The sequence below is a fragment of the Lysinibacillus sp. FSL R5-0849 genome, assembly GCF_038595075.1.
Classification (GTDB): Bacteria; Bacillota; Bacilli; order Bacillales_A; family Planococcaceae; genus Lysinibacillus; species Lysinibacillus fusiformis.
The window spans coordinates 3,506,532-3,532,123 of the sequence record NZ_CP152004.1 but is presented as its reverse complement, the minus strand read 5'-3'; the positions used below and the strand labels follow the sequence as shown (position 1 = coordinate 3,532,123).

The following is a 25,592-nucleotide window of genomic DNA, read 5'->3' as shown; positions in this document are numbered from 1 at the left end:
CATATCCCCTTTGTATTGGTTTTAATACATGAAACGATTTCTAAAACGAAGCCTATCGAATCTTTCAATTGTTTCAGGAGGCACGCGTTTACCTTCACGCGCCATTAAACAATTTGCTGGGTGTGATGTAATTTCTGGATCATCCGTAGCAAAATATTCGAATCCGACAGAGCTCATCATCTTCTCCATCATTTTACGATAGTCCCAAACATTTAAGCCAGTCCCCTTTAAATCCCAATGCCAATAATATTCGGTAGTTATCACCAGATAATCCTCCATTTCATCACCCATAAATGAAACGGCTAGTAATGCCTTTCCTGAACCGGTTCCCCGATAGTCGGGAATCACTTCAATGGCACCTAATTCAATCATGTCATCAATTCGGTCCTCTGCCCACCGTTCAAGTGGATCAGGATAAAGATAGGTCACATAGCCTACAACGATATCTTCGTTTCGAATAATAACAATACGCCCTTCAGGAAGCCCCGCAATTTCAATAATAGCTTGTTGTTGCTGTTTTGGAGGTCTAAAGGCAACCAAGCCCTCATGGAAAGAATATGTAGCTAATTTTTCTGGAGGAACAGGTCCTTCCACATACACAGTACCATGCTTAGTTTCCCTTTTGACAGAAAAAAAAGTTTTTTTATGTTCCATAATGCCACCACCTGAGTTTAATAATTCCATTATAGCTGATTTCATGCGTAAAAACGCTTATTTTTGCAAAATATACCTGTATTTTTGGAAAAGTGAAAATATTAAGACAATCTCTTTAAATTCGTGTAAAATATAATATATTGCTTCTGTTATTTAACAGATAAAAGTAGTGTAATTAAGAATTCTATCATTTGTAATGTAATAAACTGTTATATAACAAAAGCTCATCTATATTTTACTTAGAACGTAAATTTATTATTTCAGCAGAGGGGATTGTTGAAAATAGCAAATGAACAGTTTCAAGTGAAAGCAAAGAAAGGGGTAGTTTCATGGGGATGAAAATGAAGGAGAAGTTAACGGCTTTTGCTGGTCAGCACCATTTAATGAATTATGAAGAAGTGGCAAAGTCTCATAATTGGGCTGATACGGAAAAAGCATTTAGCTGGTACGAAACAGGTTTAGTGAATATGGCGTATGAGGCAATTGATCGCCATACAGATACACATCGTAAAAATAAAGTTGCCCTTTATTTTAATGATGGAAAACGTAAAGAGGCGTATTCATTTAATGAAATGAAAAGGTTAACGAACAAGGCTGCCAACGTTCTTAAAACAGCTACTAGTCTACAAAAAGGTGATCGTTTATTTATTTTTATGCCACGATCTCCTGAGCTTTATTTTTCATTATTAGGTGCGTTGAAAATGGGGGTTATTGTTGGACCATTATTTGAAGCATTTATGGAAGCCGCTGTGTATGATCGGTTAGCAGATAGTGAGGCGAAAGTATTAGTTACTACACCGGCATTACTTGAACGTGTACCTATCGCTAAATTACCGCATCTCGAGCATATCTTTTTAATAGGGGAAAATATTGAAGAAACATCCCAAATTCTAGACTTTAATCAACGATTGAAAGAAGCTTCAGCTCAGTTTGATATGGAATGGGTAGATCGAGAAGATGGGATGATTCTTCACTATACCTCTGGATCAACTGGTGCTCCAAAAGGAGTGCTACATGTTCATAATGCAATGCTTCAACAATACCAATCTACGCAATGGGTTCTTGATTTACGTGAGGATGATATTTATTGGTGTACTGCTGATCCAGGATGGGTGACAGGAACAGCCTATGGTATTTTTGGTCCTTGGCTAAATGGGGTGACAATGGTGATTGTTGGAGGAAGATTCTCACCGCAAGCATGGTATCAAGCCATTGAAGATTATGGTGTTACGGTATGGTATAGTGCACCAACTGCATTCAGGATGCTGATGGGGGCAGGGAGCGGCTTGCTTGAAAGCTATGACCTATCATCTTTACGTCATGTGCTATCTGTCGGTGAACCATTGAACCCGGAAGTGATTCGTTGGGGAGTAGAAGAATTAGGTCATCGAATCCATGATACATGGTGGATGACAGAAACAGGAGCACATATGATTTGTAATTACCCTTCGATGGATATTAAGCCAGGATCAATGGGAAAACCACTTCCAGGTATTCATGCGACGATTGTAGATGATGCTGGTAACGAAGTACCGCCGTTTACAATGGGGAATTTAGCTATTCAACGGGGTTGGCCAGCTATGATGCGTCAAATTTGGGGCAATCCAGAGCGCTATGAATCTTATTTCTTAAAAGGGCAATGGTATGTATCTGGAGATTCTGCCTATATGGATGATGACGGATACTTCTGGTTCCAAGGTCGAGTGGATGATGTCATTATGACGGCCGGAGAGCGTGTGGGACCATTCGAAGTGGAAAGCAAGCTATTGGAGCATCCAGATATTGTTGAAGCAGGAGTCATTGGAAAACCAGATCCAGTACGAGGGGAAATCATAAAAGCCTTTGTATCCATACGAGAGGGTGTTGAACCTTCAGATCAATTAATTGAGGATATAAAAGATTTTGTTAAAAAAGGCTTATCGGCTCATGCTGCACCACGTGAAATTGAATTTAAGGAAAAACTACCAAAAACACGCAGTGGTAAGATTATGCGTCGTGTGCTGAAGGCGTGGGAGTTAAATTTACCTACGGGTGACTTATCGACGATGGAAGATTGATAAAGTAAAAGACATCAATTGATATTTATACATTATATGCATAAAAAGAAGGCAAGGGTTCATTCAATCGTTGAAAGGATTCTTGCCTTCTTTTTTCTGCATTTACAATACTGAAGACGTGTTTTAAAGAGACGTCATGTTGTACGAAAAAAATATAGAAATAAATAAAAATTCAGTTGACTTAATATTTATGCAGACGTATACTATTTTTAACTTATTTTAGAGGTGAGTGCATTGAACGTAGGAATTGTTGGAGCAACAGGTTATGGTGGGCTAGAGCTTATTCGGTTTTTACATAATCATCCGGCTGTAGAGCAGCTAGCATTATTTACTTCTTCCGAGGAGGGAGTTCTTTTTTCTTCAAAATTTGGTCATCTTATGACGATTGTTGATAGGCCTTTACAAAAAATAGAGGAAGATACTTTAGCGGAATTTGATGTAGTTTTTACAAGTACACCATCTGGCGTAACAAGTAAGTTATTACCATCATTGGTGAACACAGGTCCGAAATTAATAGATTTATCTGGTGATTTCCGGTTGAAAAACCTTGCAAGCTATGAAGCATGGTATGGCAAAAAAGCAGCGCCATTTAATGCGGTGCAGCAAAGTGTTTATGGTTTAACGGAATGGAATTCAGAGCATATACGGCAAGCTACTCTTATTGCTAACCCTGGTTGTTACCCAACAGCGGTGTTGTTACCATTACTACCACTAGTGAAAGAACGCTTAATTGATCCGAGCTTTTTAGTGATTGATGCGAAAAGTGGCATCTCAGGAGCTGGCAATAAGCCGTCACAAACAACTCATTTTAGCGAGACGAATGAGAACTTCTCTATCTATAAAGTAAATACACATCAACATATACCAGAAATAGAACAAGCCTTATCTATGTTTGCTCATGTAGAAACAAGTATTACTTTCAATACTCACTTAGTACCTATGACACGAGGGATTTTAGCAACATCCTATGCGCCTGTAACGGCAGGCGTTACAGAGGCTCAGTTGGTTGCTTGCCTGCAGGAGACTTATGATAAGCATCCTTTTGTTCGAATTGTTACAGGTGCAACTAGCTTAGGGACTAATCGTGTTAAGGGATCCAATTATTGCGATATTTTGGTGAAAGTAGATGCTCGTACAAACCGTGCCACGATAGTTAGTGTGATTGACAATCTAGTCAAAGGGGCTGCAGGGCAAGCGATTCAAAATATGAATGTACAATTTGACTTACCCCAAACGACTGGTCTGGATGTCGTACCGTTCTTTATTTAACACATCCAATTTGATGAAAAAATAAGGAGGAATTATGGATGACAGTTACTACTTCAATAAATGTAATGAAAAAGTTATCAAGTAAAAATATCGTTTCACCAAAAGGGTTTAAGGCAGCTGGGTTACATTGTGGTTTAAAACATAAGAAGAAAGATTTAGCGATTTTAGTAAGCGAGGTACCAGCTAGTGTTGCTGGTGTTTTTACAACAAATGCTGTGCAGGCAGCCCCATTAAAAGTAACAAAGGAAGTTGTTTACACAACAAAAAAAATGCAGGCGATAATCGTGAATTCGGGTAATGCGAATGCTTGTACAGGGAAGCAGGGCGTGAAGGATGCCCAAACCATGCAGGCGCAAGCGGCTGAAAAACTAGGAATTGCTCCTGAATTAGTGGGAGTTTGTTCAACGGGTGTCATTGGCGAAATGATGAAGTTGGAGCCAGTAATAAACGGTCTTCAACAGCTAGAACCGAAGGACAATTTAGAAAGTGCCATTGACTTTGCACAGGCGATTTTAACGACAGATACAGTTATGAAAAACACAAGCTATAGTACAACGGTAGATGGCAAGGAAGTCATTATCGCTGGTGTTGCGAAGGGTTCAGGCATGATTGAACCAAATATGGCAACAATGTTGGGCTTTATTACGACAGATGCCCAAATAGAATCTGATGTACTACAAAGTGCATTATCCGATATTACCAACCTCACGTTTAATGCCATTACAGTCGATGGGGATACATCTACAAACGACACTGTTGTTGTATTGGCGAACGGTTTCGCTGGAAATCAGACGTTAACACCTGAGCATCCAGATTGGTTAAATTTCTATTACACATTGAAAACAGTAGCAGAAGATTTAGCAAAAATGATTGCTAAGGATGGGGAAGGGGCAACCAAGCTTATTGAAGTGGAAGTTGTTGGCGCAATTTCAGATGAAGAGGCACGAAAGATTGCGAAGACCGTCGTAGGTTCACCACTTGTAAAGACTGCTGTTTTTGGCTGTGATGCGAACTGGGGACGGATTATTGCAGCGGTAGGGTATAGTGGTGCCGCTGTAGATCCAGATAAAATTACGATTCAAATTGGTGGCGCTACAATGGTAGAAAACGGCGAACCAATCCCTTTCTCGGAGGATGAATTAATACAAATTTTAAAAATGCATGAAGTGAAAATATATGTGTCCCTTGGTATGGGTGAAGGTAAGGGGCATGCTTGGGGATGTGACTTAACCTATGACTACGTCCAAATCAACGCATCATACCGCTCGTAAACGAATGGTAATCAAGCTCGGAGGTAGTACACTAGAGGGCTTAAATAAAGACTTTTTTATAAATTTTAAAAAGCTTCAAGATAGCGGTGTGGAGCTTATTATTACTCATGGCGGTGGCCCAGCTATTAATCGTGAATTAGCTGCTCGAGGCATAGAATCGCATACATTAAATGGTATACGTGTGACAAATGAGGCAGCTATGAATGTTGTCCAATCAACTTTGATCGGGCAGGTTAACCCTGCTTTAGTTCATGAATTAACAAGTGCTGGCATTGAGGCCATTGGGCTAAACGGTTTTGATGGTCAATTAATGGTGGCGGATTATTTGGATAAAGACGTGTATGGTTTTGTTGGAGCAGTAAAAGCCATTAATACAGCCTTACTTGAAACTTTATTGACAGTGGGAATTATACCCGTTATTGCTTGTGTTGGAGCAAGTGAAGCAGGTCTGGCTTTAAACATTAATGGTGATACAGTCGCAAGTGAAATGGCATTAGCCTTAGGGGCAGATAGCTTATTACTTGTTACAGATGTAAGTGGTATTCGAGTTTACGATGAATATCAAACAATGGCAACGCCCTCTCTCATTCATCAATGGATAGAACAAGGGCATCTTTATGGGGGGATGATTCCAAAAGTACAAGGAGCTATCGATTGTTTATATGCAGGTATACCTTCTGTGCAAATTGTTGGAGAGACATTGATTGGCACTACGATTGTCACTTCCGACAAACTTCATGCTACCTAGTGTTCTAATAAGATCGTATTAAAAGTATAGATGTTGAAAGAAGACCATTTCAAATAATAGCGGAGATGATAATATGAGTGCTTTATTCGGGAACTACGGTAAACGTCGTGCACAAATTGTCAAAGGGCAGGGCACTGTTGTAGAGGATTCTACAGGAAAACAATATTTAGATTTTACTAGTGGCATTGCAGTAGCAAGTCTGGGGCATGCCCATCCTGCCATTGTGCAGGCACTGCAAGAGCAAAGTGAAAAGCTGTGGCATATATCGAATCTTTTTGATATCCCTGGTCAGGAAACGGTGGCTCAAAAATTAATCGCTCATACGCATCTTGCACATGCTTTTTTCTGTAATAGTGGAGCGGAGGCAAATGAAGCAGCCATTAAGTTAGCGCGTAAACATACAGGGAAAAATCATATTATTACTTTCGAAAAATCATTCCATGGTCGCACATTTGGAGCAATGTCTGCAACAGGTCAAGGCAAAATACATAACGGCTTTGGACCACTCGTTGAAAAATTTACGATATTGCCATTCAATGATGCTGCCGCACTAGAAGCTACTATTGATGACTCTGTGGCAGCCATTATGCTGGAGATGATTCAAGGAGAAGGTGGCGTTAATTGTGTATCGTTAGAATTCGCTACCACAATTGCGAAAGCATGTGATGACAAGGGGATATTACTCATTATTGATGAAGTACAAACAGGAATAGGAAGAACAGGAACACGCTATGCCTTTGAGCAAACTGTGTTAAAGCCCCATATTGTGACATTAGCGAAAGGCTTAGGTGGTGGCTTCCCAGTAGGGGCAATGCTAGGAACTGCCGAGCTTTATGCAACCTTTAGTCCAGGTGCACATGGCACTACATTTGGTGGCAACCCTCTTGCGATGAGTGTAGCTCAAGCTGTCTTAAGCCATGTTTTTGAGCCGGCATTTTTACAGCAAGTACAAGATCAGTCAGCGTATATTGTAGCACAATTAAAAGCGCATTTACCTTCTAACTATACCATTCAGGGTCAAGGCTTAATGCTTGGAATTGGCTGTGGTGAAACAGAAGTAGCGGCTTATATCGCAGCGGCAGAGGAAAAGGGTCTCTTGTTAGTGGGGGCAGGTCCAAATGTTATTCGTTTATTGCCACCATTAACGGTAACGAAGGGAGAGATTGATGAAGCCGTAGCTATTTTAAAGACTATATTATATTAATATAAAGACAAAGAATCTGCTGCGTATTTAGCGGACTCTTTGTCTTTCTTTTTTTATTGAAGTTGTTTTACTAAAGTTTTAACTAAATTTGGCAACCAATCACGAAGCTGACTAAATGTAAATCCTGCTTTCTCTGCTTTCGCATTCGTCATATACCAATCAGCTTGTACACCATATGGTGATTGTGATTCTTCATCGCCACCAACAAGCGAAATTTTTGCGCGCTTTCCACTCTCTTCTTCAATCAATGCAAGAAGTTCTTTCAATGAAATGGCACCAGAAGCAGTAGCATTGTACGGTCCTTCTATAGGAGTAACGCCTACAAAATATAAAAATTCAGCAGCCTCCTCATCTGTAATATAGCTCATCTGTGCATCGATATTTGGTAATGAGATTGGCTGATCGTGTAAAATACGTTCAACATGAAAGTGCAAGCGACGTGTGTAATCATGTTCGCCCATAACAATGGGGAAACGTACGGCAACAACTGGGAATGAAGCTTCTTTAAACAACACAGCCTCAGCCTGTCGTTTTCCTTCTCCATAGGAAAATTCTTCTCGATCCCCCATAAGAATTTGATAATGGTAAGGATCGAAATCTTCTTCCTTTTTCATCTTTCCATCTACCTCATAGGTTGAAAGAGTAGACGTAAAGACAAGTTTTTTCGTTTTCCCTTTTAAAAGCTCACAAATGGTATGTGCCTCGTTAGGAGAGTAGCAAATATTATCATAAACAATATCCCACGTTGTATGGGCGAGAGCATTTTCTAATGCGTCATGGTCATCCCGATCAACTATTAATTGTTTAACAGCTGTCCCAAAAGGATTGCCGCTTTGCCCGCGTGTTAAAATCGTTACATCATGTCCATTCTCAATGCAAAGTTCCACTAATTTTTTTCCAAAAAAACGTGTGCCACCTAAAACTAATATGTTCATATTTTCCCTCTCCTTCAAAATAGTAGTCTTCTTAATAATGACAAAAAAACAGACTTACTACAAATCAAAAGTGAAATGTAGTAAGTCTGTTTGATACTGAAACGAAATTGATTATCGGCTTGACGTTTCTGGGGGAGTTGTATTGCTGTTGTCTCCGCCGTTTGAGCCATCTTCCGGTTGGCCTGATTCGTTACCACCAGATCCGTTGCCATTGTTGGAGCCGTTGCCGTTACCACCGTTACCATTGCCGTTGTTAGAGCCGTTGCCATTGCCACCAGATCCATTGCCGTTGTTAGAGCCGTTGCCATTGCCACCAGATCCATTGCCGTTTCCTGAACCATTGCCATTATTACCAGACCCATTGCCATTTGTAGGCGGTGTTGTCGGTGGAATTGTCTCTTGACCATTATCCTCTGGGTCAGGTTCATCATCATTACCACCAGTAGAGGCTACATTAGAATGTGGTGATGCTAAGCCTGTAATATCTACAGCCACTACAACATAGGCTTGTCCACTAGCAACCGTAATGCTTTGTGTAGATTCAAGAACGGACGTTACTAATGTGTTGCCACCATTTGTAACATTATAAATTCGATAACCAACTACATCGTTTGATGACTCTGTCCAAGATAAAGTTGAGCCATTTACGGATGCCGTTACCGCTGCAGGTGCACTTCCATCTGCAGGGAAATCAACTGCTGAAACAGATGAATTTGATAAAGTTGAATTCTTTGGTAGTAAACTTGCTGGATTACCGCCAAGACGGCCTAACATGCGTTTAATGAACGCTTGATTAATACCTGCGCCACCTGATTTAACAAATTCAGCTGGTGTACTTGGTAATGCGTTATAAGTTTTTCCTTTAATCGTTACAACACTTGAAGCAGCTAAACTATCATCTGGTTGTGTAGGTAAAAATACTTTCGCATTAAATAAGTCTGAACGGACTAAACCTGCGTTTGCACAGGCTGCAGAAGGTGCCATCCCAGAAATACCACAGAACGAAGCGGTCACCACATTTTTAGGTGCCTTAAAGCTTGTTGGTGGATCAATAAACTCAGGAGCCACATCGTAAACGGAATTCATTAAAGTACCCCATAGTTTATTGACACGAACGCTTGGCTGTTGGTACGTATTATTAAATGCGTACAATGTACGAGGTTGGTCGTAACCCATCCAAACACCTAGAGATACATTTGGATTATAACCAACTAACCAAACATCTTTATACTCTTGAGAAGTCCCTGTTTTTGCAGCAAAATCTGAAGAGAATTTTAATGTATTACGTGCAAGAGTTCCTGTTCCTTTTGTTAATACGTCACGTAGCATATCCGTCACAATATAGGACGTTTCTGGACTGAATACTTGGACGGGTTCTACTTCGTGTTTGTAAATAATATTTCCTTCTTGATCTTCAATTCGATCAATCATATAAGCATCAACGAATTGACCACCATTTGCAAAAGTAGCAAAGGCATTCGTATTCTCTTCTACAGTAGTCCCCTCACTTAAAGCACCGATACCAGTTGCTAGGTTAGTGAAATCATCGGGGTGTAATTTTGTGAATCCCATTTTTACTAATAGATCAGCAGGACGTTTGTTAATAATATCATTGTATAAACGTAACGCTGATATGTTTTGAGAATCTGCTAAAGCCTCACGTGCGGGAATAAGTCCTCGTTCATCACTAGTAATATAGTTACTTGGGCTCCATGAACCGATTGAGAATTTTACGTCAACGAGTGGGCTACCTGCGCCAATTACGCCGTACTCAATAGCAGGAGCGTAAACAAGTAATGGTTTCATCGTAGAACCATTTGAACGATAAGCTTGTGTTGCGTGGTTAACTTGAGTTGTATTAAAGTCTCGACCACCTACAAAACTTAAAATTCGACCCGTCGTATTTTCCATTAAAATACTACCCACTTGTACGGGCATTTCGATATCAATTTCCTCACCAGTTACAGGGTCTTTCCCTTTACCAGTATACGTATGGCCATAATATTGGAAGTCCTTAGCAGCTTTTTGCATGGCATCATACATATCTTTGTTAATGGTTGAATAAATACGATAACCTTTTGAGCGAACATCACGATCAGCTAAGATTTTATATTTATCTTTTAATTTCTTTTCTGTTTTTAATCGCTCTGGGTCAATACCGTCATCTTCTGCGAGTTTTTCTGCAATAATATCTTTTGCACGACTCTCAAGCTCATATGTAAGCCATGGATAACGATCCTCCGCTCGCATTTCTGGACCACGGAAGTCAGCAGCAATATCATAATTAAGTGTTTCTTTATATTGCGCATCGTCAATATAACCAGCTTCTTTCATACGATAAAGAACTGTTTTCATACGATCAATACCTGGTTTTAAAGCTTCCTCACTTTTCAGTTCACCCGTATTTGTAAACGGTGTGTAAGCAAATGGCGCCTGAGGAATACCAGCTATGTAAGCTGCTTGCGCTAGTGATAAATCTTTAGCTTTCACACCAAAGATCCCTTCCGCGGCTGTTTCTACACCTGCAATATTGCGCCCTGAAGAGTTACGACCGTATGGAATAATATTTAAATAAGCCTCTAATATTTCTTCCTTTGTCATAAAATGCTCTAAACGCATAGCAAGTAAAATTTCTTTTGCTTTACGTTCATAGGAAACTTCATTGGTTAATACTTGGTTTTTTATAAGTTGTTGCGTAAGGGTAGAGCCACCTGTCTGTGTAGCAGAATTCGTAACATCTTGTAATAAGCCTCGTATAACCGCTTTTGGTACAATTCCGTTATGTTCACGGAAATATTCATCTTCTGTTGCTAGTACAGCATTAAGAACATCTGGTGCAACATTTTTAAGTGAAGTTTCACGGCGATCTAAATCTGTCCGTAATTTTCCGATATAAATATCGTTGGCAAAATAAATCTCACTTGTTTCTTCATAGCTAAAAATTTGATCTCGCAATTCTTCCTTTGAGCGTAAGGGTTCTTCTTTTACAAGAGAAGCGAAATAACCAGCTCCTACTGAACCGACAAATACAGTGCCAACCAATGCAAAAACTAAAAATAGTAAAAATAAGTTCCAGGTAACGCTACCTGAAATACGTAATTTCTTCATCCATTTTTGTTCAATTAATGTATCGATCTTTGCATTGATTTTTTCAATCCAATCTTTCAATGTATCGACCTCCTAAAATCTTGTTTATTATAGCACATATTGTTTTAGCTAGAACATAGTTATTGACATTGAAATAGATTCGTATAGAATAATGGTTATAGTTTTCTAGTGATGAAGAGTTTGGAGTAGTTTCTATATTCCCTGTTTAGAGAGCCAGTGGTTGGTGAAAACTGGTCATAATGTAGAGATGAATTACGTGCTTGGAGCTTAGACGTGCGCGCCTGCGATAAAGGCGGTTGAATGAAGTGGAAGGTGGATGACATCTTCAAGCCGGGTGGTACCGCGTTAATTTACAATTTAACGTCCCTGCATGCAATTATTTTGCGTGTAGGGATTTTTTTTATCTCATGAATTTGTCCATGCACGTAGCGAATTTCAATCAATTAGGAGGAATCATCATGACAAACGAATTATTACAAGATTTAGAATGGCGTGGACTGCTATATCAACAAACAGATGCTGATGGTATGGCAAAATTATTAGAAGAACAATCTGTCTCTTTATACTGTGGTGTTGATCCAACAGCAGATTCTATGCATATTGGACATATTGTTCCGCTTTTAACTTTACGTCGCTTCCAAAAAGCGGGACACCGTCCAATTTTACTTGTGGGTGGGGCTACAGGCATGATAGGAGATCCTTCAGGTCGTTCAGAAGAGCGTCAATTACAAACTGTGGAGCAAATCGATAAAAATGTTCAAGGTATCCGCGGTCAACTAGAACGTATTTTTGATTTTGCTGAAGCTGGTAATGGCGCTCAGCTTGTGAACAATCGTGACTGGATCGGCAATATAAATACGATTGAATTTTTACGTGATTATGGGAAATTAATTAATGTTAACTACATGTTGGCAAAAGATACAATTGCTTCTCGACTTGATACGGGGATATCTTTCACAGAGTTTGCTTATACATTAATTCAAGGGATTGATTACAATCATCTATACAACCACTACAATTGTCGTATTCAAGTAGGCGGTTCTGACCAATGGGGTAATATTACAACAGGTTTAGAGGTTATTCGTAAAACTCATGAAGAAGAAACTAAAGCCTTTGGGATTACGATTCCATTAGTGACGAAAGCTGATGGTACGAAATTTGGTAAAACAGCTGGTGGTGCTGTTTGGTTAGATGGGAAGAAAACATCTCCATATGAGTTTTACCAATTCTGGATCAATGCTGCGGATGCAGATGTGATCAAATACTTAAAAATATTCACATTCCTTACTCGTGAAGAGATTGAAGCATTAGCTATTTCTGTAGAGGAAGAGCCACATTTACGTAAGGCTCAAAAAGCACTTGCTGAGGAAATGACACGATTAATTCATGGTCAAGAGGCATTAGAGCAAGCTATCCGTATTACAGCAGCATTATTTTCAGGCGATTTAAAAGCACTTTCTGCTGAAGAAATGAAGGATGCCTTTAAAGACGTTCCTTCTATTGAAATGGCTAAGGAAGATAAAAATATTGTAGACCTTCTAGTGGAAGCTGGCATCTCATCATCGAAACGTCAGGCGCGTGAGGACGTTTCAAATGGTGCAATTAGTGTCAATGGAGAAAAAGTGACGGATTTAGAATATGTATTCGGTGCAAAGGATCGTCTAGAGGATGCATTTAGCATTGTTCGTCGCGGTAAGAAAAAATATCATATGGTGAAGTTTGTGTAATGATTGAAACAACATCCCCCGACCCAAAAGGGGATGTTTTTTTTTATGATAAAAAACTTGGCAATTTTATATGTTCATATTGTTGAGGGTGCAATATTTTAGCTAGCTTTATAGCCCCTTCAATAAGGCGGAGAGAAGGGCGACAATAAAGCCATTCCTCCATCACATGGAGCTGTTTCATTTTCACGGCATGTAGCTCACTAGCATGAGGGCGCTTTAATAAGTTGGATGGCTGTATACGCTCAAAAGCTACGCCTACCCAAGCCATCATGATGTAGTCAGGCTTTCGTTTAACAACATCTGCCCAATCTGTTTGAACACTGGCTAGTTCGACATCCTGAAATAAATTGACTCCACCTGCAATAGCACTAATTTCTGTTAGCCAATTTATTTTTCCTGGTGTAAAAATAGGGTTCGGCCACCATTCCCAATAAAGGGTAGGTTTCTTCATGAGGGAGTTTGCAACTGTACGCATTTTGTCAATCGATTGCAAATATTCTTCCGCAATTATTTTAGCACGTTCTTCTACATGACAAGCTCTCCCGAGTGAAAGGAGATCTTGAGCAATTTCCTCTAACGAGTTAGCATTAAAAACAATATGTGGGATATTTCTTCTTTGCAATTCCTCGATGTTTTTCTCCATTCCAGGCACACTTAATGAAGCAAGAACAAGATCGGGCTGTAAATCCTCTAAATCGTCCATATTAATAGATAAATCTGGGCCGAGCTGTGGCAAATCTTTAACGCTGGATGGCCAATCGGAGAAATCATCTACTCCAACAAGCTGGTCTGTCAGTCCTAAATAGGCTACAAGCTCCGTATTGCTAGGGCATATCGAGATTAAACGCATATTGTTATCTCCTATTCTTTTTTAAGAAAAGTATAGCGAGAGTTTGCATTCTAAACAATGTGTGTACGTTTTTTTTATCTTAGTGCATAGGAAAAAGGTGGAGAAAACGCTTTGTTTATCTCCACCTTTTGTTTTTAAAATTAATTATGAAAGAGCAACAGCTTCAAGCGATGCCTCTTTTTTCACGATAGGGCCCATTGCATTTGTAATAATTTGTTTAATATCCTCTAGTGTTGCCTTACGAGGATTTGTCTCAGCACATACATCTAACATCGCATTTTTTGCTAAAATTTCAATATCCTCGTCTTTTGCACCTAGTTCGCGGAAGCCGCTAGGAATATTCAAATCTTTTGATAGCTTTTCAATCGCTGAAATAGCTTTTTCAGCAGCATCTCGTTTACTTAATCCTTCCACATTTTCACCTAATAATTCAGCAATGCGAGCAAAGCGCTCAGTACGTGCTGTTACGTTGTAGCGGCAAACATGTGGCAATAAAATAGCATTACATACGCCATGAGGTAGGTTATAGTAGCCACCTAACTGATGAGCAATTGCATGGACATAGCCAAGTGAAGCATTATTAAAGGCCATACCTGCTAAAAATTGTGCATATACCATTTGTTCACGTGCTTCTAAATCAGCTCCATTTGCATAGGCACGTGGTAGGAATTCAGGAACTAGTTGAAGTACCTTCTCAGCACAAGCATCCGTAATTGGTGTAGCATTTGTCGAAACAAATGATTCAATAGCATGTGTCAATGCATCTACACCAGTAGCTGCTGTTAGAGCAGGAGGTAATCCAATCATCAGTTCTGGATCGTTAATCGAAACTAACGGAGTCACATGTTTGTCAACAATGGCCATCTTCACTTTACGTGCTGTATCTGTAATAATGGTGAAACGAGTCATTTCACTAGCAGTACCAGCCGTTGTGTTAATAGCAATTAATGGCACAAGTGGATTTTGTGATTTATCAACGCCTTCATAATCGTGAATGCGTCCACCATTCGAAGCAATAAGTCCGATACCTTTTGCTGCATCATGAGCGCTCCCTCCTCCAAGAGAAACGATTGAATCACAGCCTTCAGCATGGTAAGCTGCAATGCCATCTTCAATATTTTGATCTGTTGGATTTGGTTCTGCTTTAGGGAAAATTGCTACATCAATTCCAGCAGCTGTAATGATGTTTGCAATTTGTTCAGAGAGACCTAATTTGTGTAAGCCCTCATCTGTTACGATTAATGTCTTTTTCACTTCTAAATCATTTAAGTGTTTACCAACTTCTTGAATTGCTCCAGGTCCAAATAAGTTTGTTTTCGGCATAACAAATTGCTTTAGAACGTCTGACATACTTCCAACCCCTTTTTAAAAATTATTATTGCTTGAATGATGGTGAACCACCTTTCGGAATTCATCGTATTCTATTTTTTGTTAAAGTTCAACTCGTATTTTTATTAAAATTGTTCATTTTATTCTTGTTATTATTTTACAAAAAAGTTAGCTTATTAAATGATTCTTTGAAAACAAGAATTGTATAAGAATGTTGATTATAATAATGTTTAGAAAATGTTTTACTATAAAAATAAAATATATTTTTTGAGAAAAGGTTCTATTTGAAGTGGTCTAGGAATAGTAAATAACTGATATTTTGTTTTTAATATTAAGGTAGTGGATATATTATTTTGAAACTATGTAATTACTATTTTAAAGTACATAAAATTGTCACAAAATGAGAAGGGTTTATGATCGTTGAGAGGCATTGTGTTTGCGCTAAAAAAGGAGTAGCTTTTATTTTGAAGAAATTTGTGGAAATAAAAGTGCTTGCCTTCAACTAAATTTATAGTTAGAATAGTTGATAGTTAGATAATCTAATTAAAAGGTGATTCAATGACAAAACTTAAGAAAACGTACATGAATGAAGATGATTTACCAGCCTTAGGGATAGAGCCGTATGTGGAACTGATTCAGATGTCTTCATCAAATGAAACAAATCATGAAGATGCGAAATTGGGTTTAATGTTGTTATGGTTAAGCGATTATGTTTTAGATGTAACAGACAATGAGTTAGCTCCATTTGGTATTACAGAAAGTAAATTGGACTTATTGCTATTACTGACATTACATGGAGAAAGACGTGCGACTCCGTCTGCTTTAGCCAAACGACTGGGAATTACGAGAGCATCTGCAACGTCAATGCTCGATTGGTTAGAAAAAAGAAATCTTGTTGTAAGGAATCATAGTAAGGAAGATCGGAGGAAGATATATGTAAGTTTAACGGATGAAGGTCGTACTTTTATAGCTGAAGTTTTACCGACATATTGGTCGTCGTGTGCTTCTAATTTAATCGATTTGGAGCCTGATGAACGAAAAGTATTTGAGAAGCTAGTGAGTAAATTATTAACATCAATACAAAGAAAACTAAATGTGGAGCGTTAAACTGTAGCTATGTTGGTACAGTTTAATTTTTAGTCATTTAATTAGATTATCTAACTATAAGTTAATCAAACTAAAAAGGGTGATTTATTTAATGAATATTGTAATTTCAGGTAATCGAGAAAATTATGCTTTAATGACAACTATTTTATCCTGGACAGGTATGGTAGTGATGTCTAGTCTCTATTTAACAATACCTCTGATTAGTTTATTCAGTGATTATTTTAATATTTCATTGGTTCAGGCAGGCTTTACATCAAGTGTTTTTTCACTTGGATTTGCACTAGGTTGTTTTTTCTATGGTGCGATATCAGAAAAATATGGTCGAAAAAATGTCATTGTATTTGGGCTTTTTTCACTAAGCATGATCACGTTACTTCTAGGATTAGTTAATGATTTTTCTATTATTCTTTTATTGAGAGGAATACAAGGGCTTGCGGCAGCAACATTTTCACCAGTAGCACTTGCTTATACTCTTGAGGTTTTTCCCAATGATCGAAAGGTTGGGGCAATTGGTTTTATCAGTACGGGATTTCTTGTTGCGGGTATAGTTGGGCAAGTGTTTAGTGGATATGTAAGTGAACAAAGTCATTGGCACGTCATTTTTTATGTGCTTGCTGCAGTGTATCTTATAACTGCTTTGTTAGTCGTGTGGATCTTACCGAAGGGAGTACTTCAGAACGAATCTAAAAATATATGGGCTCCTCTGAAGAGAATCGGTATTATTTTTACCAATAGAAATTTGATATTTAGTTATATCATTTCGTTTGTATTATTAATGTCATTTGTCAGTATGTACATTATTTTAGGTGCATATTTAACGAGTGATTCCTTCGGTATGAATAGTCAAAACCTCATTTACATTCGTGCCTTTGGGATAGTAGGAATGGTGATGTCACCATTTGCAGGTAAATTAGCGAAGCGTTTTAATGTACTATTTGTATTAAAAATGGCCTTATGTCTTTCGATTATCTCACTAACCGTGATGAGCCTTATTTCAACTATAGCTGGTTTAACGATTATTAGTATTTTATTTGTCGGTGGGATTGCACTGGCGGTTCCTTCATTAGTAACACTTGTTAGTCAGTTAGGCTGGAATATGGGAGGGATTGCGGTCTCTATGTATACAGTCATTTTATTTGCTGGAACAAGTATTGCACCATTCATATCTGTTTATTTAATTCAAACTGGTAGCTTTACTGTAGCCTTCCTTCTTCTTGCTACAACACTTAGTATTGGATTAGTTTCTGCGCTATTGATTAAAAGTGGAAAAAACGTAGGTTCAAATTGATTGTTCATAAATTACGATTAAATGGTGAAAAAAGCCCTGAACCTTGATAGACAAATACAGACTAAATTTTTTACATTTACAAATGGGAAAACCTACAAACAGAGGAAGTTTCAAAAATGGATGTACATAATAGGAGAGGATATTTACAAAAAGAAATTCACAGGAACGTAGACAGACCGTCAATAATTAATTGAGCTGGTATCTAGAGAGATAGGCTTGGTTTAAACAAATTCTGGCCCTAATTTTTGCAATAACCTTTTGCAAAATTGGGGTCTTTTTTGGTGCATGATTGTGGAATCATTCCCTTAGACTATTCGTTTTCTTTTACAGAGGGGTACTGATCACAAGATACTGGCATTTGCCAGAAGTTTGTTGGAGGCCTTTATTTTAAAGTAATTCAGAGAATAAATTATAATTTTACCTTATGATAAAATATGTTGTCAATAATAAATTTGTGAAATTTTAAAAAAATGTTATAATAGTCTTATAATCATTTTTTTGAAATCGTATTTCGAAATCCGATGTCTATTTTTACAGATTGAATTTGGGACTTTTTTAAATCTTTTTTAAGCTAAAGAAAAAAATCAAAACAGTTTATGTGAGCTTTTAAGGACGTTAGTTGAATAATTATTAATTTATTATCTAATAGTAACCGAATTTTTTTATTCCCTAAGGAGGACTAGAATAATGAATCTAATCAATAAGAAAGTTACGCATAAGCGTTTTGGCGTAGGTAGTATCGTTAAGCATAATGATTCTAGTATTGAAATACATTTCGCATCTGAAAATAAGAAGTTTGTTTTCCCTGATGTATTTGGAACACATCTAAAGCTACATGATAAAAGTGATGCTAGGTCACTTGAAGAAATTATACAAAAAAAGGAAAATGAACGAAAAGAGGAGGAATTGAAGAAGGGAGAGGAAAAAGTTTTACAACGAAAAAAGCTGGCGCTTCGCTTGGAGCATGAAAAGCTTATGAAAAACCATAAACTTCATCCCTCATCACAAATGGTTTTTTGGTGTGACACTGAAGAACAGACTACTTCTTTTTCAGAGTGGAAAGTTTTTTCAGGAGTCTTAAAAAGTGGCAATAACAAAGGAAAACCAAACAAGCCGAGTCGCTTGCATCCAAATAGCGCTGTGTTATTAACAGCAGTAGATTCGAGCAAGCTAGAAAAAGAAAGACGTATCTTAGGCGTCTATATGGTGAAAGAAGATTTTGTCGGCAAAATTTGTGAAGATGGATATATTCCTGCTCATTCCATATACAGATTGCAGCTTACAGAACAGGAGTCGGATCAGTTGCTTTTCTGGAAATATTATTTAAATGAAAAATCTCCTGAAAAAATGACATGGAATACAGGTAAATACCGATATTTTGAAAATTTATGGATGGCTCAAATTTTACTTGATATTATGTCATTGAAAAGTGACCCAAATGAACGAGAGCAGGCACAACAATTTTTTCAACATTTTTGTAAAATGAATCAAATATCAGCTCAAGAATTACCAAAACCTAATGGTGCATTAATGCGTATTTAGAAGGAAAAAATCGATTAAATGCAGAACCACAGAACAGAATTTAATTTTTAAAGTTGTAGTTAAACAAAAGGACGGATGTAATGAAATATAATAAAACAGTTATGCTAAAGCTTATCAATGAACATCGAGTACTGCATGATGAATTAAAAAAGCTAAAATCTGAAATGGGATTAGAGAAAAATTTTGCAGTAAAGGCCATGTATCATTCATTTGTTGCAGAGGATGGCCCTTATATGAAAGAGTACCAAGATTTAGAGCGATTATAATTAACGAATGGTAAGATAAGTTTATAATCAAGCTATTTATTTTATGGGAAACCAAAAAGTATGACTTTAACCAGAATGGAGAAATTCATTTTGGTTTTTTCTTTTATCGATAAGTGACTGGACTGCAAACAGATTTACTCTTTATTCACTTATACTTGTAGTAGTAAATAATTTTGTTGAAGTAAGAACGCGTAGTTATAATATGAAAGGCTGAAGTACGCGAGGATAAATAAGAAGATAATTATACTCCTGTCTGCCCCCTTAAAAATCCCCTAAAATAAAAACTAAATACCCATCTTTTCTGATAAACGTTTGAATGCATAAAATAGACAGTTATCTGCATACGGCTCTTTAGTATGTGAACCACTTTCTTTAAGTTGTTCACCATCTTCTAATAGAATTCCAGAACTCCACACTCTAATGGCATAAGAGGTTAAAGGTTCAGCTAATTCTGCAATTTCAAGTAATCGATTAAGCTGCTGGATATTCAGTACATTAGGTTCTTCTCGTTCTTCGTCGTTAATAACTACTTTAGTAAAACGATTACGAGGGATTAATTCCGCATCAACAGCCACATTAACTGTAACTTTAAACACGATGAAATAGTCGAAATATTGAAGGTTTGTAATCCTTCAATAAGGGTGTAATAACATAGGGTATTGGTGGCAGGAGTCAGTAGAAAAAATGAGCGACCTCAGTTATTGAATCTTAAAAATTTTGGTTTCTTTTCTAAAAGCAATCAGCCAAATCTTAAGCGAATGAACCAGTTATTAATAAAGCAAATCGAAAAAAGACAACTATTAAGCACTCTCATTTGAGGGTGTTTTTTCAATGAAAAGAGTGATGAAAAATGTAGAAATATGAAAAAAGTAATAGATTTACCTCGATTATCCATGTATATTTGTGTATAAGGAGGGATATTTTAATGAAAAAATTTTTAAAAATAGGTTGTGGTGGTTTTATTGCTTTATTTATCTTGTTAATAATTATCGGGATGTTTGTTGGCGATGATAATAAAGAAACAACAGATAAAGAGAAAGAACCAGTTACGGCATCAACTAACACTGATTCAAAAAATGATAAACCAGATGCTGGGAAGGACAAAAAGGTTAGTATAGGTGAAGAATTATCAGTTGGAAAAGTTATTTTTAAAGTTAATTCAATAAACGAAGTTAATGAGATTAGTGCTGCTAATGGATACATGAAATATAAACCTGATGCAGAAGGTGCAGTATTTTTGAATGTAAATGTGACTGTAAAAAATAGTGGAACAGAAATGATTCAAACAGATTCGAGTTTCTTTAAATTAAAAGCTGCTAATGGAGCATCATATTCACCATCAACTATTATCGTAGCGGATGATAAATATTTTACTTTTGAAGGAATTAATCCTGGATTAGCACTTACAGGTAACGTACTATTCGAAGTTCCAACTGGATTAACAGGTCTAGACTTACAAGTACAAACAGGTTTTTGGGGTACAGAAACAGGAATTATAAAATTAAATTAATTAATAAAGCCACCTTTGAGTGGCTTTTTATTATGCCAAAAAAGGATGTGATGACATGGCAACCATCCAAACAGCAATTCAGATTGAAGATCGTTTAAGTCAACCGATGCGTGCGATGCAGAATGCAGTATCTATGATGGTTAATCAAATATGATAAAAAACGTGACCTAACTCAGTGGGAGTTAGAGGAAATAGAACAAACCATACAGCGAGCGTTTAAATTGCAAAAATTAGTTAAATTAATGCTATGGCACCAGAATAAACTTCTAGGCCAGGTAGGGTTAATAACTGGCACCGATGTTTATAAAAAGCAATTACTATTAGAAACAGATTTATCAATTAAGCATATTACCTTTGATATGATCCGAAAGGCGTCATTGGTAGACGCTGATGATTAATCCAGAGCAACGCCAGCTTTTACACAAATACTTATTAATAGAACTAGCAGTAAAGTCACTACAGATGGATTATCAGAAAGTCGAACAACTTAAAATTAAAAAAGTCTTTGTGCCCCTAATTAGTTATAAGGAATGGAATGAATATATTCGTGCTGAGTGGGCAGAAGGATCATTTATCGGGAGAAGTAATGATAAAGAAATAAATAAAAGAGTATATGTTAATAAACATTGTAAGATTAAATGATTCTCTTATTTAAAATACAGAACAAATAAGCCATATTTACATTGTGTAAAAAGCTTAAAGTAATTATTAGTTATTATTTAAGTCGCTCATTTGAAAAATGAGTGACTATTATTGTATCTTTTGAAAACCCCTTGCTATGCGAGGGGTTCTAAAGAGCTTCTAGCTATGGACAAGAAAAAAACCCCAGCCGTACAATGAATTCAGGTCTGGTCAACCGACTTCGTACGAAAGGGGATCCAAATGGATAATAAAAGTTTAGCATACACAACATGGAATTGTAAGTATCACATCGTCTTTGCGCCAAAATATAGAAGGCAGATTATTTATGGACAAATTAAAGTAGATGTAGGTAGAATTCTTCGCCAGTTATGTGAAAGAAAAGGAGTAGAAATTATTGAAGCAACAGCATGTCCTGATCATATTCATATGTTGGTAAGTATCCCACCCAAATTAAGTGTTTCATCGTTTGTGGGTTATTTGAAAGGGAAAAGTAGTTTAATGATATTCGATCGACATGCGAACCTAAAATACAAATATGGAAACAGGAAGTTTTGGTGTCGCGGATATTATGTAGATACAGTAGGAAGAAACAGAAAAATCATTCAGGAATATATAAAAAATCAATTACAAGAGGATATTCTTGAGGATCAAATGACCATGAAAGAATTCATTGATCCATTTACAGGAGAAGAAATAAAAGCAAAAAAAGGAAAATGATAAAACCACTTTAGTGGTAGCGTGAAAACGGAGTGCGGTTGGCGGACCTTTCAGTGTGTCTTTAGACATGGGCCAGTACCCCAGCGTTTCACGCGTAGAGCAAACCACCAGTTAGACTGGTGGTTCTGATTAGGCTTAACTTTGAATAGTCGAAATACCTAGGGCTTAAAATAAAAATAAAGTACACCTGTCCGTTGTTTGTTTTTTAAAAACTAAGTAAGCAAAAAACGCTCCTCCAGTCGCTCCCCTAAACCCCCAGTAAGAAATACTAAATATCGAAAGTGAAATACAAAACAAAAACCCCGTAAACACTTGGTATACCAAGGTTACGGGGTTTAAGAATCCGAAGATTTCTATCGTTAAAAAATTAACGAGAGTAGTACTCTACGATGAATGATTCGTTGATTTCTGCTGATAACTCAGAACGCTCTGGAAGGCGAGTGAATGTACCTTCTTTTTTGTCAGCGTCAAATGTTAAGTAGTCAGGTACGAAGTTGTTTACTTCGATTGCTTCACCTACAACAGCAAGGTTTTGAGATTTTTCACGAAGAGAAATCGTTTGACCTGGTTTTACGCTGAATGATGGAATATCAACGCGTTTGCCATCTACTAAGATGTGACCGTGGTTAACTAATTGACGAGCTCCACGACGAGTACGAGCTAAACCTAAACGGTAAACTAAGTTGTCAAGGCGAGTTTCAAGAAGGATCATGAAGTTTTCACCGTGTACACCTTTCATTTTACCAGCGCGGTTAAACAGTGTACGGAATTGACGTTCGTTCATGCCGTACATGTGACGAAGTTTTTGCTTCTCTTGAAGTTGTAAACCGTATTCTGATAATTTTTTACGTTGGTTTGGACCGTGTTGTCCTGGTGCGTAAGGACGTTTTTCGATTTCTTTACCTGTACCGCTTAGTGAGATACCAAGACGACGAGATAATTTCCAAGATGGACCTGTATAACGAGACATATTGTTGTCTCCTCCTTTAAATTTGGTTTTTTTGTTGTAAAACAAAAACCAGTAGTACCCATTCTTACACGCATTTTATTTTCATGTATTTTCGCCTATGCAGCCGTTAGGTTACACAATACACCATCTATTTTTAATAGCTGACTATCTAAGTAGTTGTACAGAAGAAAATAGAGGAATAAAATACAATATAAGCTTATACCACTGCTGCGTTTATTTTACACAACCCTCATTGTAACTGCTTAGGACTTGTACGTCAATTATTAGTATTTAAAATTTTGTAACAGGCGTATAGTAGAAAATTCCTCACTGTACATTCCTAATGTGTCAGAAATAGTTAAAGATACGCTGTGAAATCTAAAATGTAAAAGTAAGGGAGAAATTACATAGTCAAAATGACACAAATTATGTATAATATATTATAAGTTAATAGTAATTGATTTGGACGTTATATAGAAAAGGTGATTTCATGACAGACCATTTACAAACGCTAAAATATATAAAATCTGATGTTTTGAGCTTTTGGGTGAGTTCTAATGAAGAACAAGCTAGTTTTAATGGGTATTTTTATTCATTAAAACAGTGTCTTAAGAAACACTTGGAAATTGATAATGCAGCTTTTCTTAGTTTTGAAGGTAATTCTTTAATACCTATTGAGGAGATGGCTTCATTAACAATTGAAACAAAGCTAAATGCTGTGTCATGGCTGATGATCGAAGCTAGTTTTTATCAACAAAAAGTAGTGAAAATTCCTTATATATTAAAGGCAAGACAGGCCTATTCAATGATGACAGATATGGTGCTTTTCCAAGCAGAGGGCAATAATCCCATTGGTGTATTACTTGTGGAGGCAACAGAGTCTTGGACAGACTTTATGACCTCAGATTACGGCGAAAAATGTATAGAAATACTTTCTCAGGTTCTTCAAATGATGAGAGATAATTTAGATGTAAAAATAAATGAAGACCAATATAGAAAACTATATAACATGACTGATTTATTTCATTCAACAATGGATATCGATTTAATTTTAGAAAATGTATTGAAAAATATAAGGGATAACTTCCCTGAATTTAATGTAGAGCTTATATTATCGAATGATCAAGACCGACACACGACCATCGATATTAAGCTTTTTGATTATTTATCCGAAAGACCTACAACTATCGAGGCTTTTGTATCAGGAGAGTTAACAACTGAACTTGCGAGTGATTTAAATTGCCGATTATTAAATGCACCTATTAAAGGAAGGCAGGCAATTTATGGCATATTACAAGTAAGTGCTCCAACTACTTACCTTTTTTCAACGACTGAAAAAGATTTTGTACGGATGCTTGCACAGGCGTCAGGAAATGCACTAGAAAATGCAAAGTTATATCATCAGTCGCATCGCCTCGTCAGTGACTTACAACTTATCAATGAAACATCACATCGTTTAAATATGAGGATTGACATTCATGAAATGTTACTTTTCCTACAAAAGCAGTTACTAAAATCTTTTCAACCAATGGAAGTTTGCTTCGCATTTAAAAAAGATGACACCTTTGAAGTAACGGGGGCAAGTACTTCGTTATTTAGTTCTGAAGAGGGTCAAACGTATATTAAGCATGTTGAACAACATTTTACTCAAACTAATGATCCGCTGTTTATAGCTGATTTTAGTCGATTAACCTCTAAACAAATTGATTATCGTTCCATAATGGCTATCCCTATTCTAATGGAAGAAAAGATCAATGGCTTTAGTATCGTCTTACATAAAGAGCCGTATTTCTTTTCGTTTGATAGCTTTAAATTAATGCAGTCTTTAATCCACCACTCATCTTTAGCAATTGCAAACTCTATTTTACGAACACAGCTTCAGGAAATGGTCGATTTGGATCATTTAACAAAACTATATGCACGTAGTTACCTAGATCATTTTGTAGAAAAGTCGCTTGAATATGATCAATCAGGGATGTTTTTACTTATTGATATTGATAATTTTAAACGTATTAATGACACGTATGGTCACCAAGTAGGTGATAAAATTCTTATGCAGATTGCCGTTCAGTTGAGGGAAACAATAGGTAGTCGAGGGATTTGTGCAAGGTGGGGCGGCGAAGAGATGTCTGTATATGTACCTAATATCAGTGAAAAAGAAGCTTTAGAATTAGCAGCAGCCATCGTTGAGGTAATCCCAAGTGCCACGGACCCTCAAGTAACGATTTCAGCAGGTCTCATTACATGGAATGATCAAGACCGACCGGCATTCCAATCTGTTTTCTTACATGCCGATACTGCTCTATATGAAGCAAAAAATAGTGGTAAAAATCGTTTTTGCATCCATGGTGATTCTTTTCAAACAAACCAATAAGATGGATGGCGTTAATGTAAATGGTACTATAAAATAAATTGCCCT

Annotated in this window: 22 protein-coding genes and 1 other annotated feature; of the genes, 15 read left to right on the top strand and 7 right to left on the bottom strand. The window is 37.1% G+C overall.

Going from position 1 to position 25,592, the window contains the following annotated elements; all coding sequences use genetic code 11:
* Nucleotides 1–21: 21 nt before the first annotated feature.
* Nucleotides 22–654: a GNAT family N-acetyltransferase gene (locus tag MKY80_RS17340; RefSeq protein WP_008176754.1), complete on the bottom strand. Its 633-nt coding sequence runs from the start codon at nt 652–654 to the stop codon at nt 22–24.
* Nucleotides 655–989: 335 nt separating this feature from the next.
* Here MKY80_RS17340 and acsA point away from each other — a divergent pair, with 335 nt between their 5' ends.
* The 5 genes from acsA (at nt 990) to MKY80_RS17315 (ending at nt 7,203) form a co-directional block, all read left to right on the top strand.
* Nucleotides 990–2,711, top strand: a complete 1,722-nt coding sequence (gene acsA / locus MKY80_RS17335; protein ID WP_089985765.1) for an acetate--CoA ligase — start codon at nt 990–992, stop codon at nt 2,709–2,711.
* A gap of 234 nt (nt 2,712–2,945) precedes the next feature.
* Nucleotides 2,946–3,980 (top strand): N-acetyl-gamma-glutamyl-phosphate reductase, encoded by a 1,035-nt coding sequence (gene argC / locus MKY80_RS17330; RefSeq protein ID WP_043990207.1) that lies wholly within the window; start codon nt 2,946–2,948, stop codon nt 3,978–3,980.
* A 38-nt stretch (nt 3,981–4,018) separates the two neighbouring features.
* Nucleotides 4,019–5,251 carry a bifunctional glutamate N-acetyltransferase/amino-acid acetyltransferase ArgJ gene (gene argJ / locus MKY80_RS17325; RefSeq protein WP_089985656.1) on the top strand — a complete coding sequence of 411 codons (1,233 nt, stop codon included), beginning with the start codon at nt 4,019–4,021 and terminating at the stop codon, nt 5,249–5,251.
* A complete protein-coding gene (argB, locus tag MKY80_RS17320; RefSeq protein WP_089985659.1) occupies nt 5,214–5,999 on the top strand; it encodes an acetylglutamate kinase in 786 nt (261 codons plus the stop codon). Before argJ ends, argB begins: the two co-directional genes overlap by 38 nt.
* A 73-nt stretch (nt 6,000–6,072) precedes the next feature.
* Nucleotides 6,073–7,203: an acetylornithine transaminase gene (locus MKY80_RS17315; RefSeq protein ID WP_089985661.1), complete on the top strand. Its 1,131-nt coding sequence runs from the start codon at nt 6,073–6,075 to the stop codon at nt 7,201–7,203.
* Nucleotides 7,204–7,256: 53 nt separating this feature from the next.
* On the opposite strand, the gene MKY80_RS17310 is transcribed toward MKY80_RS17315, so the two are convergent.
* The gene (locus tag MKY80_RS17310) at nt 7,257–8,138 is read right to left on the bottom strand and encodes an NAD-dependent epimerase/dehydratase family protein (RefSeq protein WP_089985663.1); all 882 of its coding nucleotides are present in this window, start codon (nt 8,136–8,138) and stop codon (nt 7,257–7,259) included.
* Between the two features lie 111 nt (nt 8,139–8,249).
* Entirely contained in the window at nt 8,250–11,306 is a 3,057-nt protein-coding gene (locus tag MKY80_RS17305) for a transglycosylase domain-containing protein (protein WP_008176767.1), read from the bottom strand.
* 102 nt (nt 11,307–11,408) lie between these two features.
* Nucleotides 11,409–11,617: a binding site (T-box leader), on the top strand.
* An 87-nt stretch (nt 11,618–11,704) separates the two neighbouring features.
* Between MKY80_RS17305 and tyrS the strand changes: the two genes are divergently transcribed.
* Entirely contained in the window at nt 11,705–12,973 is a 1,269-nt protein-coding gene (gene tyrS, locus MKY80_RS17300) for a tyrosine--tRNA ligase (protein ID WP_089985665.1), read from the top strand.
* A 43-nt stretch (nt 12,974–13,016) separates the two neighbouring features.
* Here the strand turns inward: tyrS and MKY80_RS17295 are convergent, their stop codons facing one another.
* Together MKY80_RS17295 and MKY80_RS17290 are read right to left on the bottom strand one after the other, a co-directional pair.
* The gene (locus MKY80_RS17295) at nt 13,017–13,823 is read right to left on the bottom strand and encodes a cobalamin-binding protein (protein ID WP_342530437.1); all 807 of its coding nucleotides are present in this window, start codon (nt 13,821–13,823) and stop codon (nt 13,017–13,019) included.
* A 144-nt stretch (nt 13,824–13,967) separates the two neighbouring features.
* On the bottom strand, nt 13,968–15,173 hold the full coding sequence (locus MKY80_RS17290) for an iron-containing alcohol dehydrogenase (protein ID WP_008176772.1): 1,206 nt from the start codon (nt 15,171–15,173) through the stop codon (nt 13,968–13,970).
* 537 nt (nt 15,174–15,710) lie between these two features.
* On the opposite strand from MKY80_RS17290, the gene MKY80_RS17285 reads away from it, so the two are divergent.
* From MKY80_RS17285 to MKY80_RS17270, 4 genes are all read left to right on the top strand, one after another.
* Nucleotides 15,711–16,259, top strand: a complete 549-nt coding sequence (locus MKY80_RS17285) for a MarR family transcriptional regulator (protein WP_008176776.1) — start codon at nt 15,711–15,713, stop codon at nt 16,257–16,259.
* 91 nt (nt 16,260–16,350) lie between these two features.
* Nucleotides 16,351–17,547 carry an MFS transporter gene (locus tag MKY80_RS17280; protein WP_342530433.1) on the top strand — a complete coding sequence of 399 codons (1,197 nt, stop codon included), beginning with the start codon at nt 16,351–16,353 and terminating at the stop codon, nt 17,545–17,547.
* Between the two features lie 687 nt (nt 17,548–18,234).
* On the top strand, nt 18,235–19,089 hold the full coding sequence (locus MKY80_RS17275; RefSeq protein WP_342530431.1) for a malate synthase: 855 nt from the start codon (nt 18,235–18,237) through the stop codon (nt 19,087–19,089).
* A gap of 80 nt (nt 19,090–19,169) precedes the next feature.
* Nucleotides 19,170–19,355 carry a hypothetical protein gene (locus MKY80_RS17270; protein ID WP_008176785.1) on the top strand — a complete coding sequence of 62 codons (186 nt, stop codon included), beginning with the start codon at nt 19,170–19,172 and terminating at the stop codon, nt 19,353–19,355.
* A 284-nt stretch (nt 19,356–19,639) separates the two neighbouring features.
* Here the strand turns inward: MKY80_RS17270 and MKY80_RS17265 are convergent, their stop codons facing one another.
* Nucleotides 19,640–19,951 carry a hypothetical protein gene (locus MKY80_RS17265; RefSeq protein ID WP_342530429.1) on the bottom strand — a complete coding sequence of 104 codons (312 nt, stop codon included), beginning with the start codon at nt 19,949–19,951 and terminating at the stop codon, nt 19,640–19,642.
* A gap of 329 nt (nt 19,952–20,280) precedes the next feature.
* On the opposite strand from MKY80_RS17265, the gene MKY80_RS17260 reads away from it, so the two are divergent.
* From MKY80_RS17260 to tnpA, 4 genes are all read left to right on the top strand, one after another.
* Nucleotides 20,281–20,865, top strand: a complete 585-nt coding sequence (locus tag MKY80_RS17260) for a DUF4352 domain-containing protein (RefSeq protein WP_089985673.1) — start codon at nt 20,281–20,283, stop codon at nt 20,863–20,865.
* Between the two features lie 143 nt (nt 20,866–21,008).
* Entirely contained in the window at nt 21,009–21,263 is a 255-nt protein-coding gene (locus MKY80_RS17255) for a YolD-like family protein (protein ID WP_089985675.1), read from the top strand.
* Nucleotides 21,256–21,507, top strand: coding sequence for a hypothetical protein (locus MKY80_RS17250; RefSeq protein WP_089985677.1), 252 nt, complete (start codon nt 21,256–21,258; stop codon nt 21,505–21,507). The genes MKY80_RS17255 and MKY80_RS17250 overlap by 8 nt, the downstream gene beginning before the upstream one ends.
* 240 nt (nt 21,508–21,747) lie before the next feature.
* On the top strand, nt 21,748–22,224 hold the full coding sequence (gene tnpA, locus MKY80_RS17245) for an IS200/IS605 family transposase (protein ID WP_342530425.1): 477 nt from the start codon (nt 21,748–21,750) through the stop codon (nt 22,222–22,224).
* A gap of 367 nt (nt 22,225–22,591) precedes the next feature.
* Here the strand turns inward: tnpA and rpsD are convergent, their stop codons facing one another.
* Nucleotides 22,592–23,194 (bottom strand): 30S ribosomal protein S4, encoded by a 603-nt coding sequence (gene rpsD / locus MKY80_RS17240; protein WP_008176787.1) that lies wholly within the window; start codon nt 23,192–23,194, stop codon nt 22,592–22,594.
* 469 nt (nt 23,195–23,663) lie between these two features.
* Here rpsD and MKY80_RS17235 point away from each other — a divergent pair, with 469 nt between their 5' ends.
* Entirely contained in the window at nt 23,664–25,547 is a 1,884-nt protein-coding gene (locus MKY80_RS17235) for a sensor domain-containing diguanylate cyclase (protein ID WP_043990210.1), read from the top strand.
* Nucleotides 25,548–25,592: the final 45 nt, after the last annotated feature.